14 protein-coding genes are annotated in these 14,645 nt (G+C 72.0%); 7 read left to right on the forward strand and 7 right to left on the reverse strand.

Translation table 11 applies throughout. From position 1 onward, the window contains the following. Positions 1 to 24: 24 nt before the first annotated feature. Together ACH4RC_RS04395 and otnK are read right to left on the reverse strand one after the other, a co-directional pair. A complete protein-coding gene (locus ACH4RC_RS04395) occupies positions 25 to 657 on the reverse strand; it encodes a class II aldolase/adducin family protein (RefSeq protein WP_398194921.1) in 633 nt (210 codons plus the stop codon). A gap of 5 nt (positions 658 to 662) precedes the next feature. Continuing rightward, a complete protein-coding gene (otnK, locus tag ACH4RC_RS04400; protein ID WP_398194922.1) occupies positions 663 to 1,949 on the reverse strand; it encodes a 3-oxo-tetronate kinase in 1,287 nt (428 codons plus the stop codon). 176 nt (positions 1,950 to 2,125) lie between these two features. Here otnK and ACH4RC_RS04405 point away from each other — a divergent pair, with 176 nt between their 5' ends. The 3 genes from ACH4RC_RS04405 (at position 2,126) to ACH4RC_RS04415 (ending at position 5,791) form a co-directional block, all read left to right on the forward strand. Continuing rightward, complete coding sequence (locus ACH4RC_RS04405; RefSeq protein ID WP_398194925.1) at positions 2,126 to 3,517, forward strand: homoserine dehydrogenase; 1,392 nt, start codon at positions 2,126 to 2,128, stop codon at positions 3,515 to 3,517. Next, entirely contained in the window at positions 3,514 to 4,872 is a 1,359-nt protein-coding gene (locus tag ACH4RC_RS04410) for a gluconate:H+ symporter (protein WP_398194928.1), read from the forward strand. Before ACH4RC_RS04405 ends, ACH4RC_RS04410 begins: the two co-directional genes overlap by 4 nt. A gap of 127 nt (positions 4,873 to 4,999) precedes the next feature. After that, positions 5,000 to 5,791, forward strand: a complete 792-nt coding sequence (locus tag ACH4RC_RS04415; RefSeq protein WP_398194931.1) for a DeoR/GlpR family DNA-binding transcription regulator — start codon at positions 5,000 to 5,002, stop codon at positions 5,789 to 5,791. Between the two features lie 134 nt (positions 5,792 to 5,925). On the opposite strand, the gene ACH4RC_RS04420 is transcribed toward ACH4RC_RS04415, so the two are convergent. Beyond that, a complete protein-coding gene (locus ACH4RC_RS04420) occupies positions 5,926 to 6,417 on the reverse strand; it encodes an FBP domain-containing protein (RefSeq protein ID WP_398194933.1) in 492 nt (163 codons plus the stop codon). Between the two features lie 77 nt (positions 6,418 to 6,494). On the opposite strand from ACH4RC_RS04420, the gene ACH4RC_RS04425 reads away from it, so the two are divergent. The 4 genes from ACH4RC_RS04425 to ACH4RC_RS04440 all read left to right on the forward strand — a co-directional run bounded on the left by ACH4RC_RS04425 (position 6,495) and on the right by ACH4RC_RS04440 (position 11,064). Beyond that, complete coding sequence (locus tag ACH4RC_RS04425) at positions 6,495 to 7,070, forward strand: TetR/AcrR family transcriptional regulator (RefSeq protein WP_398194935.1); 576 nt, start codon at positions 6,495 to 6,497, stop codon at positions 7,068 to 7,070. 45 nt (positions 7,071 to 7,115) lie between these two features. Beyond that, positions 7,116 to 8,309, forward strand: a complete 1,194-nt coding sequence (locus tag ACH4RC_RS04430; protein WP_398194938.1) for a GDSL-type esterase/lipase family protein — start codon at positions 7,116 to 7,118, stop codon at positions 8,307 to 8,309. Between the two features lie 34 nt (positions 8,310 to 8,343). Then, positions 8,344 to 9,804 (forward strand): glyceraldehyde-3-phosphate dehydrogenase, encoded by a 1,461-nt coding sequence (locus ACH4RC_RS04435; protein ID WP_398194940.1) that lies wholly within the window; start codon positions 8,344 to 8,346, stop codon positions 9,802 to 9,804. A 309-nt stretch (positions 9,805 to 10,113) separates the two neighbouring features. Continuing rightward, positions 10,114 to 11,064, forward strand: coding sequence for a TauD/TfdA dioxygenase family protein (locus ACH4RC_RS04440; protein ID WP_398194943.1), 951 nt, complete (start codon positions 10,114 to 10,116; stop codon positions 11,062 to 11,064). 199 nt (positions 11,065 to 11,263) lie between these two features. Here ACH4RC_RS04440 and ACH4RC_RS04445 read toward each other — a convergent pair whose 3' ends face one another. The 4 genes from ACH4RC_RS04445 to ACH4RC_RS04460 all read right to left on the reverse strand — a co-directional run bounded on the left by ACH4RC_RS04445 (position 11,264) and on the right by ACH4RC_RS04460 (position 14,526). After that, a complete protein-coding gene (locus tag ACH4RC_RS04445) occupies positions 11,264 to 11,737 on the reverse strand; it encodes a thioesterase family protein (RefSeq protein ID WP_398194945.1) in 474 nt (157 codons plus the stop codon). Continuing rightward, positions 11,734 to 12,699 carry a 3-hydroxyacyl-CoA dehydrogenase NAD-binding domain-containing protein gene (locus ACH4RC_RS04450; protein ID WP_398194948.1) on the reverse strand — a complete coding sequence of 322 codons (966 nt, stop codon included), beginning with the start codon at positions 12,697 to 12,699 and terminating at the stop codon, positions 11,734 to 11,736. The genes ACH4RC_RS04445 and ACH4RC_RS04450 overlap by 4 nt, the downstream gene beginning before the upstream one ends. Then, positions 12,699 to 13,601: a 3-keto-5-aminohexanoate cleavage protein gene (locus ACH4RC_RS04455; RefSeq protein ID WP_398194951.1), complete on the reverse strand. Its 903-nt coding sequence runs from the start codon at positions 13,599 to 13,601 to the stop codon at positions 12,699 to 12,701. The genes ACH4RC_RS04450 and ACH4RC_RS04455 overlap by 1 nt, the downstream gene beginning before the upstream one ends. 94 nt (positions 13,602 to 13,695) lie before the next feature. Then, positions 13,696 to 14,526, reverse strand: coding sequence for a TetR family transcriptional regulator C-terminal domain-containing protein (locus ACH4RC_RS04460; RefSeq protein WP_398194953.1), 831 nt, complete (start codon positions 14,524 to 14,526; stop codon positions 13,696 to 13,698). Between the last annotated feature and the right edge of the window lie 119 nt (positions 14,527 to 14,645).

The following is a 14,645-nucleotide window of genomic DNA, read 5'->3' on the forward strand; positions in this document are numbered from 1 at the left end:
GGGCCGTGATGCTGCTTGCCCCCCTCAACCCGACCACGGCATCCCGTACTTCTCCGCCATCGCCCCCGCCTCCTCCCGCGTGAGCACCCGCGCGGGCAGCTCCCCGAGCGTGAGGAGCAGGGCCGAGGTCTCCTCCAGCTCGACCGCCGCCGCGACGGCCGCCTCCAAGGTCGGGCCGGATGTCACCGGGCCGTGGTTCTGCAGCAGCGCGGCCTTGAACGGGAACGGCAACCGCTCCAGGTCCGCCGCCTGTTGCGCGTCACCGGGCGGGGCGTACGGGAGGAGTGGGGTCTGGCCCACGCGCATCACGAAGTACGGGGTGAGCGGGGGGAGCGCGCTGTGGGCGGACCAGGGGGGGCGGCAGGACTGGGCGGCGGCGTGGCGGGAGTGGAGGTGGATCACCGCGCGGGTCGCCGGGTCGCGTCGGTAGAAGGCGGTGTGGAGGGGGAACTCCTTGGACGGACGGGGGCCGTCGAGGTGGGTGCCGTCGAGGGCGAGGACCGTCAAGGCGTTCGCGTCTATCGCCGCCAGGTCCGCGCCCGTCGGGGTTATCAGGACGCGGTCGCCCTCGCGGATGCTCAGGTTTCCGGAGGAGCCGGGGCTCAGGCCCAACGAGGCGAGGTGGGCGCCGGCCTCCGCGAGGTCGTGAGGGGTCATGGTGCTCATGCGAGTGCGTCCCAGGCCGTGGTGAAGATGGTCGTGTCGCCGAAGTTGCCGGACTTGAGGGCCAGGTCGACGGCCTCGGTGGCGCCGTCCACGGTGAGGTGCGCGCGGGCCCAGGCGACGCCGGGGGCGATCTGCGCGCCGATGCCCAGCGTGCGGGCGCCGAGGGCGGTGGTCACGGCGCCGGAGGTCTCCCCGCCCGCGATCAGCAGGCGGCGCGCTCCCGCTCGTACCAACTCCACGGCGCACGCGGCGAGCGCCCGCTCGATCAGCTCGGCCGCGGGCACCGAACCCTCCGGCGTGTCGTGCTCCAGGTCGTCCAGGGAGCCGACCGCGTAGAGGAGGGGCGGGCGGCCGGGGTCCTCGCGCCAGCAGGAGCGGGCGAAGTCCACCAAGGCGGCGACGGCCGCCGTCGGGTCCGACCGGAGTGCCGCCAGGTCCAGCTTGCGGTGCGGCAGGTGTTCGCGGCCGTGGGCGACCTGGGCGCGGGTCGCCGCCGACGCGCTCCCCGCGAGGACCGCGCCGAAGTCACCGGGGCGGGAGGCCGCCGCGGCCCGCGCGGTGCCCTCGTGCGGCCCGGTCAGGCCGATGGCGAGCCCGGCCGCGCCGGTGACCAGGCGCATCGACGAGGTCGCGGTGGAGATCGTGCGCAGGTCCTGGTCCTCGGTGGCGTCGACGACGGTCAGGGCGTCGGCGTGCTCCGGCGCCGCCAGGGCCTCGCTCAACGCCTGCACCCCCGCCCGCACCGTGTCCAGGCCGATCACCCGTACCGGCCGCCGGGTCTGCGGCTCCAGGAGGCGTACGAGGTGCGAGTCGCGCATCGGGGTCAGGGGGTGGTCCCGCATCGGGGACTCGGCCAGCAGCTCGTCGTGGACGAAGAGGCGCGCCTTGTAGACCGTGCGGCCGGTGGCCGGGAACGAGGGGACGACGACGGTCGCGTTCTCGCCGAGTGCGTCCAGGAGGGCGTCCGTGACCGGGCCGATGTTCCCCCGCGGCGTCGAGTCGAAGGTCGAGCAGTACTTGAAGTAGAAGCTCTCGCAGCCGAGGCCGGTCAGGGCGCTCAGCGCGGCCAGGGACGCCTCGACGGCCTCCTCGACCGGCGCGGTGCGGGATTTCAGCGCGACGACCACGGCGTCGGCCTCGCGCGCCTCCCGCGCGGCTGGCCCGTCGGCCGTCAGGCCCTCCGCGCCGACGGCCACCACCGTCCGGAAGCCGCGCGCGACGAGCGCCGTGGCGAGGTCGGTGGCACCGGTGAAGTCGTCGGCGATGGCTCCGAGCAGCGGCATCGGACCTCCCTTGAGTCGATTCCTGTTCCGTCACCCGCGACGGCATGTGAAGTTATGTTAACAAGCTTTACTCAGATGAGAACGCCTGGTACATGTTGTTAATCGGCGGAGTGTTTCCAGCCAGCCACACGCTTCCATCACCGCACTCCAGCCTTCGCGCTCAACGAGGAGAGCCCATGAACCTGCACCATCTGTTCGCCAGCGCCGACGCCGGGCCGGTGCGCTACGCACTGTCCGGCGCCGGTGGCGGCTTCGCCCGGACTCTTCTCGCCCAGACGCTCCGCATCCCGGCGCTCCGCCCGGCCGTGCTGTGCGACCGGGATCTGCCGAGGCTGCGCGCGATGCTCGGCGAGCTCGGTTACGAGGACGCCCAGGTGACCGAGTGCGCGGACGCCGCCGAGGTCGAGCGCGCCGCACGCGACGGACACCTCGCGCTCGTGGCCGACGGCGCGCTGCTCACCGCCGCGGACTGGGACATCCTCGTCGAGGCGACCGGCAGCCCCGTGCACGGTTACGCCATGGCGAGGGAGGCGCTCCTCGCCGGGCGCCACGTGGCCATGGTCAGCAAGGAGGTCGACTCCGTCGCCGGACTGCACCTCGCCGAGCTCGCGGAGCGGTCCGGGCTCGTCTACACGACCGCCGACGGTGATCAGCCCGCCAACCTCATCTCCCTGGTGACCTGGGCGGAGCTGCTCGGCCTCGACATCGTCGCGATCGGCAAGTCCAGCGAGTACGACCTTGTGCTCGACCCGGAGACCGGGACCGTCACCCAGCTCGACACCACCGTCGAGGCGCCGGGCCTCGGCGAGCTGCTCGACCTCGGGGACGACGTGGCCGAAACCCTCGCGGCACGCGCGCGTACCGTCTCCGCGCTGCCCGTCGGCGCGACCGCCGACTACTGCGAGATGGCCGTCGTCGCCACCAACACCGGCTTTAAGCCCGACACCGAGCTGCTGCACTACCCGGTGGCCCGCATCGCCGAGCTGGCCGACATCTACCGGCCGCGCGAGGACGGCGGTGTCCTGCACAGGACCGGCGCCGTCGACGTGTTCAGCGCGCTGCGCCTGCCCGGCGAGGCGTCGTTCGCCGGCGGCGTCTTCGTCGTCGTCCGCACCGGTGACCCGGAGACCTGGGAGACCCTGCGCGGCAAGGGCCACGTCGTCAGCCGCGACGGCAAGTACGCGGCCGTCTACCTCCCGTACCACCTGATGGGCGTCGAGACGCCGGTCTCGCTGCTCTCCGCCGTACGTCAGCACCGCCCCTCCGGCGGCACCGACCCGCGCGGCCACGCGATCCTCGCCGGGCGGGCCCGCCACGACCTGCCCGCCGGGACCGTCCTCGACATGGGCGGCCACCACCACGACGTCACCGGCGTCCAGGCCGTCCTGCTCCGCGACGAGGACGCGCCCGACGACGTCGCCCCGCTCTACCTCGCCGCGCACACGACGCTGGCCCGCCCGGTGGCGGCCGGTGAACTCGTCCGGCTCGACGACCTCGCCGACGCCGACGCCGATCTCGCCCAGGCGTGGGCGGCCGGCCGCGCGGCCCGTCCGGTGGTGACCGCATGAGCACCGACGTCCAGCACCTGCTCCTCGGCGCGGCGGCCGTCGTCGTCCTCGTCGTGCTGATCACCAAGTTCAAGCTGCACCCGTTCCTCGCCCTGACGCTCTCCGCGCTCGGCCTCGGCCTCGCCGCCGGGATCGCGCCGGGCGCCACCGTCGAGCACTTCCAGGACGGCTTCGGGGACGCCCTCTCCAGCAGCGGCCCGACCATCGGCCTCGGCACGCTCCTCGGCGGCATCCTGCTCGGCTCCGGCGGCGCGGACCGCATCGCGACCGTGTTCATCGGCTCCCGGCCCGTCGTCTGGATCCCGACCGCGATCACCGCGGCGGCGCTCCTCATCGGCATGCCGCACCTGTTCGACGTCAGCTTCGTCATGCTCGTACCGCTGGTGTACGCCGTCGCCAAGCGCACCGGCTCGCACCTGCTCTACGTCGGCCTCCCGATGGCCGCGGGCCTGTACGTCTCGCACGGCCTGCTGCCCCCGCACCCCTCGCCGACGCTCGCCGTCTCCGCGTACGACGCCAACACCGGCCTGACGATCCTGTACGGGCTCCTCATCGGCATCCCGCTCGCGATCGTCACGGGGCCGCTGCTCACCAAGGTGGCCTCGCGGTGGTTCGGCCCCGCGCCCGACCTGGACCGCGGTCCCGTGCCGCAGGCCGACCCGGCGCCCGACAACCAGCGCCGCCCGGTCTCCTTCGCGCTCGCGCTCATCACCGTGCTGCTGCCGCCCGTCCTCATGCTCATCGGCACGCTCGGCACCTCGAACACCGCGAAGGGCACGCTGCCCTACTACTTCTTCGAGGCCTGCGACTCCTCGGTCCTCTCCCTGCTCGCGGCCGTCGTGTTCGCCTTCTTCGCCCTCGGCGTCCGCTCCGGGTTCGGCCTCGGGCAGCTGCAGAAGATGGCGGGCAAGGGGCTCGGCCCCGTCGGCGCGATCGTGCTGATCCTCGGCGCGGGCGGCGGCCTCAAGGCCATGCTGACCGCGACCGGCATAGACAAGATCATCTCGGATTACGCGGTGGACTGGTCGGTCCCGCCGCTGCTCCTGGCCTGGGTCGTCGCCGCGCTCCTGCGCATCTGCCTCGGCTCCGCCACCGTCGCCACCGCCGCGGCCACCGGCATCGTCGCCCCGCTGCTCACCGCATACCCCGGTGTCTCCCCGGAGCTGATGGTGCTCGCCACCGCGTCCGGCGCCGTGATGCTCTCGCATGTGAACGACTCCGGGTTCTGGCTGTTCAAGGAGTACTTCCAGCTGTCCGTCTCCCAGACGTTCCGCACCTGGACGCTGATGCTGTCCCTCCAGTCGCTGCTCAGCCTCGGCGGAGTCCTGCTGCTCAGCACGTTCGTGGGCGGCTGAGGTACCGGGCCCGGAAAGAAGATCATCGGCTACCGTCGCGTACGAAAGTACGAAAGAGACGGTACGAAAGAGACGTCGACGGTGACGCGACGGAGACGACAGCGTCACGAAAGAGAGGAGAGCGGCGATGACCGCTCAGGAGCCCCTGCCGCTCATCCCCGACCAGCGGCGCGAGCAACTCCTGCGGCACCTGCGCAGGGAAGGGGTGCTGAGCGTCCAGCAGATCACCCAGCTCTTCGGCGTCTCCCACATGACGGTCCGCCGCGACATCGCCGAACTGGAGCGGCAGGGGCTCGTCTTCTCCGTCCCCGGCGGTGTCCGGATCGCCAGCCATGTCAGCAGCGAGCCGAGCTTCCAGGACAAGTCCCTGGTCGGCAAGGCCGAGAAGGAGGCCATGGCGGCGCGGGCCGCCGAACGCGTCCAGGAGGGCATGACCGTCTACCTCGACGCGGGCACGACCCTGCTCGCCATGGTCCCGGCGCTCGCCCGCCTGAACTCCCTCACGGTGGTGACCAACGACTTCACCACCGTCGACCGGCTGATGGCCGCCCCGCACCTGGAGCTCGTGCACATCGGCGGCCAGGTCGACGTCGACAACCGCTCCAGCGTGGGCCGGCTCGCCGCCGCGACGCTGCGTCAGCTCGCCCTGGACATCGCCTTCATCAGCACCAGCTCCTGGGACCTGCTGCGCGGGGTCACCACGCCCTCGGAGCCCAAGGTCGAGGTCAAGCAGGCGGCCATGGAGGCGGCGGCCTCGTCGGTCCTCGTCGCGGGATCGGCGAAGTTCGGTACGTTCGGCAAGTACCGGGTCGCGCCGCTGTCGGCGTTCGACACGGTGATCACGGACGCCTCGCTGACCGAGGCCGCCGCGGAGGGGGTCCGGGCGGGCGGGGCCGAGCTGTGCGTGGCGCGTCCGTGATCGGTGCGCGGTTCCGGGCGGATCGGGCGAGCCGCGTTGTCGTCCCGCCCCGGCGGGTGCGGCCCGGCCCCTATCGGTCGCGACCGGGCGGTGGGTTGCCGAGGCGGCGGTGGACGGTTCGACCGGGCGGACGGTCAGGCGATGACCTTCGCGACGAACGTCGCCAGGTTGGCCATCGCCCGCTCGACCTTCTCCTCCAGCGTCAGCGTCTCGTGCAGCCGCGAGCCCATCCCCGCGTCCTTCTTGCCGCGCACGTACAGCGAACAGGCGAGATCGCTGCAGATGTACGCGCCCACCGAGTTGCCCTGCTTCCCGGCCTTGCCCGCCTTGGGCGCGACCATCAGCGAGACGCCCCCGGTGTGCGTGGTCACGCACACCGAGCACATGCTGCGCCGCGTCAGCGACGCCCCGGTGTGCGAGGCGCGCAGCGCGACCCCTCGCAGGCGGCCGTCGAGCTCGGCGACCAGGTAGGCGCGGTCGGGGGCCTGCGGGTCCCGCCAGCCGAAGTAGTCCAGGTCGTCCCAGGGGCGGTCGGCCAGATCGTGCGGGATCCTCATCCGCGTCGCCTCGCCCTTGGTGCAGTTCACGAATGCGGAACGGATCTCCCGTTCGGTCAGCGGCTTCATAACAGCGAGGCTAATTTGCCTAAAGGTTTTAGGCAAACGCATAATGCGTAGGGGGCCGTCGGAGAGGACATACGGGCATGGTGCGAGCAGGACTGAACTCGGAGCGGCTGGCGCGGGCCGGTGCCGAACTGGCCGACGAGGTGGGGTTCGAGCACGTCACCGTCTCGGCGCTGGCCCGCCGGTTCGACGTCAAGGTCGCGAGCCTGTACTCGCATGTGAAGAATTCACACGACCTCAAGACCCGGATCGCGATGATCGCCCTCGCGGAGATGGCCGACCGCGCCGCCGACGCGCTCGCGGGACGGGCGGGCAAGGACGCGCTCAGCGCCCTCGGCAACGTCTACCGGGACTACGCCCGCGAACACCCCGGCCGCTACGCCGCCTCCCAGTTCCGCCTCGACCCCGAGTCGGCCGTCGCGAGCGCCGGTCCCCGGCACTCCCAGATGACCCGCGCGCTGCTGCGCGGCTACGACCTGACCGAGCCCGACCAGACCCACGCCGTCCGCCTGATCGGCAGCGTCTTCCACGGCTACGTGAGCCTGGAGCTGGCCGGCAGCTTCAGCCACAGCGCACCGGACCCGGACGTGACGTGGTCGCGGGCGCTGGACGCGCTCGACGCGCTGTTGCGGAACTGGCCGGCGCAGAAGTCCTGAGCAGGGCCCGGAGCACGTAGAGCACGGAGAGAAGGCATCGACATCTTGAGTACCGGAACCCCCTGGGTCACCACCCCGCTCACCGCCGGACTGCTGCACGGCGCCCTCGACATCGAGCGCACCGAACGCGGTCTCCTGCCGCACCGGCTGCCCGCCTGGGCCCGCGCCCAGAACGCCGACGGCCAGCTCGCCATGGTCGAGGCCCAGCCCTCCGGCGTCCGGCTCGCTCTCCGTACCCGCGCGACCGTCATCGAGCTGGACACCCTGCCGACCAAGCGCACCTACACGGGTGTGCCGGGCCGGTCCGACGGCATCTACGACCTCCTGGTCGACGGGCGGCTCGCGCGGCAGGGCAGCGTCTCCGGCGGCGACACCCTCACCATCGACATGGCCTCCGGCACCTTCGAGCGCACCCCGGGCGTCCCCGGCACCCTGCGCTTCGACGACCTCCCCGGCGCCATGAAGGACGTCGAGATCTGGCTCCCGCACGACGAGACCACCGAACTCCTCGCCCTGCGCACCGACGCCCCCGTCGAGCCCGCCGCCGACCGTGGCCGCCCGGTGTGGCTGCACCACGGCAGCTCCATCAGCCACGGCTCCAACGCCGCGAGCCCCACGACGATCTGGCCCGCGCTCGCCGCGGCGCGCGCCGACGCCCACCTGGTCAACCTCGGGTTCGGCGGCGGCGCCCTGCTCGACCCGTTCACCGCGCGGACGATGCGGGACACCCCGGCCGACCTGATCAGCGTCAAGACGGGGATCAACATCGTCAACTACGACGCGATGCGGCTGCGCGCCTTCGGCCCGGCGGTGCACGGCTTCCTCGACACCATCAGGGAGGGGCACCCGACGGCCCCGCTGCTCGTCGTCTCGCCGGTCCTCTGCCCGATCCATGAGGACACCCCGGGCCCCGGCGCGCCCGACCTGAGCGCGATGGCCGAGGGGCGGTTCACGTTCACGGCCATGGGCGACCCCGCCGAACGCGCCCAGGGCAAGCTCACCCTGAACGTCATCCGCGCGGAGCTGGCCCGCATCGTCGAGCAGCGCGCCGCCGACGACCCGCACCTGCACTACCTCGACGGCCGCGCACTGTACGGCGAGAGCGACTTCGCCGAGCTGCCGCTGCCCGACGGCATCCACCCCGGCGCCGCCGCCCACCGCCGCATGGGGGAGCGGTTCGCGGAGCTGGCGTTCGGAGCGGGCGGACCCTTCGGGAAGGCTGCTGAGCGGGCGGGTTAGCATATGAGCGCCGCCTAGCTCGAAAGAGACGCACGTGACTGTCAATGACGACTCGTTCACCAATTGGAAGCACCGCGAGGAGACCGCGGAGTCGATGATCCCGGTCATCGGGAAGCTGCACAGGGAGCGGGACGTGAACGTCCTGCTGCACAGCCGCTCCCTGGTGAACAAGTCGGTGGTGAGCATTCTCAAGACCCACCGATTCGCCCGGCAGATAGCCGGCGCCGAGCTCTCGGTCACCGACACGATGCCGTTCCTGCGCGCCCTGGCCGACCTCGACCTGGGCCCCTCGCAGATCGACATCGGCATGCTCGCGACGACGTACCGCAGCGACGAACGCGGGCTGTCCGTCGAGGAGTTCACCGCCGAGGCCGTCGCGGGAGCCGTGGGCGCCGCCAAGATCGAGCGCGGCGCCGGACGCGACGTCGTCCTCTACGGCTTCGGCCGCATCGGCCGCCTCGTGGCCCGCCTCCTCATCGAGAAGGCGGGCTCGGGCAACGGCCTGCGGCTGCGCGCCATCGTCGTGCGCGGCAGCGGCGACCAGGCCGCCGAGGACATCGTGAAGCGCGCCTCGCTGCTGCGGCGCGACTCCATCCACGGCCAGTTCCAGGGCACGATCACCGTTGACGAGGCGAACAGCACGATCAACGCCAACGGCAATGCCATCAAGGTGATCCATGCCAACGACCCGTCGGAGATCGACTACACCGCGTACGGCATCCGCGACGCGATCCTCATCGACAACACCGGCAAGTGGCGCGACCGCGAGGGCCTCTCGCAGCACCTGCGCCCCGGTATCGACAAGGTCGTCCTGACCGCCCCCGGCAAGGGCGACGTGCCCAACATCGTGCACGGCGTCAACCACGACACGATCAAACCGGACGAGCAGATCCTGTCCTGCGCCTCCTGCACCACCAACGCCATCGTGCCGCCGCTGAAGGCGATGGCCGACGAGTACGGGGTCCTGCGCGGCCACGTCGAGACGGTCCACTCGTTCACCAACGACCAGAACCTGCTCGACAACTACCACAAGGCCGACCGGCGCGGCCGCTCCGCACCGCTCAACATGGTCATCACCGAGACGGGCGCCGCCTCCGCCGTCGCCAAGGCGCTGCCCGACCTCAAGGCGCCGATCACCGGCAGCTCGATCCGCGTGCCCGTCCCCGACGTCTCGATCGCCATCCTCAGCCTGCGCCTGGGCCGCGAGACCACCCGCGAGGAGGTCCTCGACCACCTCCGCCAGGTATCGCTGACCTCGCCGCTCAAGCGGCAGATCGACTTCATCAGCGCGCCCGACGCCGTCTCCAGCGACTTCATCGGCTCGCGCCACGCCTCGATCGTCGACGCGGGCGCGACCAAGGTCGACGGCGACAACGCGATCCTCTACCTCTGGTACGACAACGAGTTCGGCTACTCGTGCCAGGTGATCCGCGTCGTCCAGCACGTCTCCGGCGTGGAGTACCCCACCTTCCCGGCCCCCGTGCCGGTGGCCTGAACAGCACGGTCAACGCCGCCCCCGCCGAACGCGGGGGCGGCGCGCTATTGACGCGAAGATCATCCACGGCGCAGGATGAGGGCATGTTCACCTATCGCGCCCACGCTTTCGGAACGGCCACCGCGCCCGACCGATGTGGTTGCGCGCGCAGCGGCTTGTAGCGGACCACCGGTCCCTCGTCGCTTCTTCCCGTACGTTCCGCGGGCCCCCTCTGGCTCCCTGTAGCGGGCCGCTCGTGTACGGCTCACCCTCGCGTTCCCCGCCCCCGGCGCGGGAACGCGTTCACCGCGCGCCCATCGGAGAGTGCCCATGTCCGTGACGGAACTTTCGCCAGAAACCCCCGCAGCCGCCGAGCTGCGCCCCGCCCTCGTCCCCGCCGACGGTCTCTACGAAGGCCGGCGCCTGCTGCGCCGCACCCCCGACGGCTGGCGCGAGCGCCCGTACGAGCTGTTCGAGATCGTCCCGCAGGCGGCCACCATCGGCGCCGAGATCCGCGGCCTCGACCTCTCCCGCCCGCTCACCGACGCCCTGCGCGAGGAGCTCGACCGGGCCCTGCTCGAATGGAAGGTGCTGTTCTTCCGCGGCCAGCACCTCAGCAGCGACAGCCAGCGTCGATTCGCGCTCAACTGGGGTGAGTTGGAGACCAATCCGCTCCTCGAACGCGGTGACAGCGACGACGTCGTACGGTTCGACAAGGGCGCCGCGGGAACCCCGTCGTTCGAGAACGTCTGGCACACCGACGTCACCTTCCGCGAACGGCCCGCCCTGGGCGCCGTGCTGCAGCTGCGCGAGGTCCCGCCGTTCGGCGGCGACACCATGTGGGCCGACATGGCCGCCGCGTACGACAACCTCCCCGACGACGTGAAGACCCGCATCGACGGAGCCGTCGCCGAGCACGACTTCCTGCCCGGCTTCCGCCGCTTCTACGGGCCCGAGCGCCTCGCCCGCTGGCAGGACGCGTTCCCGCCCGTGCTCCACCCGGTCGTACGACGCCACCCCGAGACCGGACGGCGCATGCTCTTCGTCAACACCTCCTTCACCACCCGCGTCGTCGGCCTCGAACGCGCCGAGAGCGACCGGCTGCTGCGGCTCCTCTTCCAGCAGGCGCACGTCCCGGAGTTCCAGGTCCGTTTCACGTGGCGGGCGGGCGACATCGCGTTCTGGGACAACCGGGCCACGCAGCACTACGCGGTCGCGGACTACGGCGACGCGCGCCGGGTCGCGGAGCGTGTGGCCATCGCGGGGGACCGGCCCTTCTGAGACGGCTCGGCGCGCTGAGTCCGGCCGCGCCCCCGCTGATCATCGCGATCGCGTTCGGCCTCGCCATGCTTCCGCTCGTACCGGCGTCGATGGCGGCGGGCGCTGTGCGGGGCCTGAGGGCGGCGCGCGCGGAGACTCCATGGGGTCCCCGCACGCACCGCTCCCGGATCACCGCACAGCGCCCGGCCCCCGGCCGTCTTCAGCCCACCGCCGCGATCGACCGTCCCGCCCACTCCGGTGCCGGTTCCGTCAGTTCGCTGAAGCGGTCGCGGATCGGGTCGGGGAACGCGGTCGCCCGGCCCGCCTGTCGGTCGACGTGGACCGCGAGCAGTTCCGTCGTCGCCACCGGCGCCGCGTCCGGGGCCGGGGCGGTGGACGCGTCCTCGACCACGTACATCTCGTGCGTGAAGCGCGCCTTCTTCGCGGCGGCGCCCAATACCCGGCTGCGGATGGCGAGATGGGCGCCCGCGGGCACGTCGCGCAGGAAGCGGATGTGGGACTCGACCGTGTACAGGGAGCAGCCGGTCGACTCGCGGTAGGCGGAGTGCAGGCCCGCCTGGATCATCAGGGCGTCCGTGGCGTGGCCGAAGGCGAGGACGTAGAACGCCTCGCTCATGTGGCCGTTGTAGTCGATCCACTCGGGGCGGACCGTACGGTGCAGAAGCGGGATCACCGGGGCTCCCCCTTCCCGCCGTCCAGGCGGCCCGTCGCGCGCAGGACGTCGATGACGCCCCGGTCGCGTTCGGCCGCGAGGTCGGCGATGGTGCGGCCGTCCGCCGCGTCGTCGCACCCGGCGACCACCGCGTCGTACAGCGCCCGGTCGAGCTCGGGCGCGTCGAGCCGCGTCCACGGGGCCTTCAGGGACGGGCCGAAGTGGTCCAGCATGTGCGCCATGCCGCCCTCGCCGCCCGCGAGGGCGAACGTCAGCATCGGGCCCATGACCGCCCAGCGCAGGCCGGGGCCCTCGGTGATCGACGCGTCGATGTCCCGTACCGTCGCCTCGCCGTTGGCGACCATGTGCAACGCCTCGCGCCACAGCGCCTCCTGGAGCCGGTTCGCGATGAAGCCGGGCACCTCGCGGTCCATGGTGATGACCGACTTGCCCGCCACCTCGTAGAACCGGGACGCCCACGCGACGGCGGCGGCGTCCGTCTTCTCACCGCCGACGACCTCGACGAGCGGGATCAGGTACGGCGGGTTGAACGGGTGCCCGACGACCAGGCGGGACGGGTCCGCCGCCGTCGTCTGCATGTCCGTCATCGGGTAGCCGGACGTGGAGGAGGCGATGACGACGCCGGGCGGGGCCGCCGCGTCCAGGCGGGCGAGGAGGTCGCGCTTGAGGCCGAGTTCCTCGGGCGCGCTCTCCTGCACGAACTGGGCTTCCGCCACCGCCGGTTCGAGGGCCGGCGTCACCGTGAGGCGGTCGCGGGACGCGCCCTGCGCGAGGCCGAGCCGGGTGAGCGCGGGCCAGGCCGCGTCCACCAGCCGCCGCAGCTTCGGCTCCGCGTCGGGCGCCGGGTCCCACGCCGTGACGTCGTAGCCGCGGGCCAGGAAGTGCGCGACCCAGCCGCCGCCGATCACACCCGCGCCGACGCAGGCGACGCGGCGCACCTCTTCAGGGGGCGTCGGGCTCATCAGCGGTTCTCCTTCCGGGGGCGCAGGCCGAGCATCTCGCGGGCCTCGTCCGGGGTCGCGACGCGCGTGCCGAGCGACTCGGTGATCGTGACGGCCCGCTCCACGAGCTGCGCGTTGGTCGCCTTGTTGCCCTTGCCGAGGTAGAGGTTGTCCTCCAGGCCCACCCGGACGTGGCCGCCGAGCAGGATCGACTGCGCCACCCACGGCATCTGCATCCGCCCGAGCGCGAAGCTCGCCCAACGGGCGCCGTCCGGCAGCATGTTGACCATCGACTGAAGAACGCCGGGGTCGGCCGGGGCGCCCCACGGGACGCCCATGCACAGCTGGAAGACGGTCGGATCGTCGAGCAGCCCTTCGGCGAGCAGCTGCTTGGCGAACCACAGCTGGCCCGTGTCGAAGATCTCCAGCTCGGGCCGTACGCCCAGTTCCTGGATGCGGCGGGCGCCCGTACGGAGCATGTCGGGCGTGGAGACGTAGAGGTTCGAGCCGTCGCCGAAGTTGAGGGAGCCGCAGTCGAGCGTGCAGATGTCGGGGAGCAGGTCCTCGACGTGCGGGAGGCGTTCGAGGCCACCGACCAGGTCGGTGCCGGGGAGGTGGGTCAGCGGGTCGTCGGGGTCGATGACCAGGTCGCCGCCCATGCCCGCGGTGAGGTTGATGACGACGTCGGTGCCGGTTTCCCTGACGCGTTCGACGACCTCGCGGTACAGCTTCGGGTCGCGGGACGGGGCGCCGGTCTCCGGATCGCGTACGTGGATGTGGACGACGGCGGCACCGGCCTCCGCGGCCCGCACCGCGTTCTGGGCTATCTGTTCCGGGGTGACGGGGACGTGGGGGCTCTTGCGGACGGTGTCGCCCGCGCCGGTCAGGGCGCAGGTGATGATGACGTTCTCGGTGATGGGCATGTGGGGGCCTCCCGTTCGGCCTTCTCGCCGTGGGCTGTTGTGGTGTTCGCGGGTGCGGGTTGTCCGTGGTCGCTCGCGCAGCTCCCCTCGCTCCTTACGGGGCTTTCAGCAGCGCTGTTCCCACGTGTGTCTCCAGTGCCGTCTGCATGGCGTCGGGGGAGATGTGGGGGGTGCCGGATGCCAGCACCTGGGTCGCGAGTCCGTCGATGAGCGCGGTCAGCGTCAGCGCCGCCGCCTCCGGGTCGGCCGTCGCGCGGAACACGCCCTGCTCGACCCCTCTGCGTACGACGTCGGCGACGGTCTCGCGCCACTGCCGGTAGTACTCGGCGTGCAGCCGGCCCACCGCCGTGGAGCGCGCCGCCTCGGCCCACAGGTCGAGCCAGACCGCCCACTGGCGGCGCTGCTGCGCGGTGCGCGGCGTCTGCAACTCGATGAGCTGGGCCAGCTCCGCGACCGCGTCGTCCGCCGAGGCGAGCCGTGCGGCGCGGCGTGCGGTGTCCTCGTCCATGCACCAGCGCACGGCGGCCTCGAGGAGGTCGGCGCGGCCGGGGAAGTGGTAGTGGATCGCGGCGGTACTGGTGGCGCAGGCGCGGGCGATGTCCGCCACCCGCACCGCGTGGAAACCGTGCTCGGCGATCAGCCGGACCGTCTCGCGGACGATCTGCAGCGGCCGCCCGCCCTCGACGGGGACGACGGCGGCGGGCGCCTGTTCCCGCGGCGGCCGGGTGCCGAGCAGCCGTCCGGCGTCGACGCGCCCCTCGTCGGCGATCCGTGCCAGCTCGGCGGCGGTGAAGCGGCGGGTGCCGCTCAGCGACCGGGACAGCTTCGACGGATCCATGACGATGCGGCGCGCGAACTCGCGCTGACTGACGCCCGCGGCCGCGATGACTTCGCGGACCCGGGCGGCGGTGTCGGTGGTTTCCACGGGGCCCGACCCTAGCCATATGTTGAGGAAAACTCAACACCAACCACGAGAAGAGGCTTGCTAACAGCGCTATTACAAGCCTGACTGGCGGATCAGTCAGTATCGCAACGCCTGTCCCT

Source organism: Streptomyces sp. NPDC016845 (genome assembly GCF_044332585.1).
Classification (GTDB): domain Bacteria; phylum Actinomycetota; class Actinomycetes; order Streptomycetales; family Streptomycetaceae; genus Streptomyces.

Excerpts from the sequence above, each read along its gene's own strand:
- ACH4RC_RS04410 (WP_398194928.1), top strand. The coding sequence starts at position 3,514 with ATGAGCACCGACGTCCAGCACCTGCTCCTCGGCGCGGCGGCCGTCGTC.
- ACH4RC_RS04420 (WP_398194933.1), bottom strand. The coding sequence starts at position 6,417 with ATGAAGCCGCTGACCGAACGGGAGATCCGTTCCGCATTCGTGAACTGC.
- ACH4RC_RS04450 (WP_398194948.1), bottom strand. The coding sequence starts at position 12,699 with ATGAGCCCGACGCCCCCTGAAGAGGTGCGCCGCGTCGCCTGCGTCGGC.
- ACH4RC_RS04455 (WP_398194951.1), bottom strand. The coding sequence starts at position 13,601 with ATGCCCATCACCGAGAACGTCATCATCACCTGCGCCCTGACCGGCGCG.
- otnK (WP_398194922.1), bottom strand. The coding sequence starts at position 1,949 with ATGCCGCTGCTCGGAGCCATCGCCGACGACTTCACCGGTGCCACCGAC.
- ACH4RC_RS04405 (WP_398194925.1), top strand. The coding sequence starts at position 2,126 with ATGAACCTGCACCATCTGTTCGCCAGCGCCGACGCCGGGCCGGTGCGC.
- ACH4RC_RS04440 (WP_398194943.1), top strand. The coding sequence starts at position 10,114 with ATGTCCGTGACGGAACTTTCGCCAGAAACCCCCGCAGCCGCCGAGCTG.
- ACH4RC_RS04395 (WP_398194921.1), bottom strand. The coding sequence starts at position 657 with ATGACCCCTCACGACCTCGCGGAGGCCGGCGCCCACCTCGCCTCGTTG.
- ACH4RC_RS04425 (WP_398194935.1), top strand. The coding sequence starts at position 6,495 with ATGGTGCGAGCAGGACTGAACTCGGAGCGGCTGGCGCGGGCCGGTGCC.
- ACH4RC_RS04415 (WP_398194931.1), top strand. The coding sequence starts at position 5,000 with ATGACCGCTCAGGAGCCCCTGCCGCTCATCCCCGACCAGCGGCGCGAG.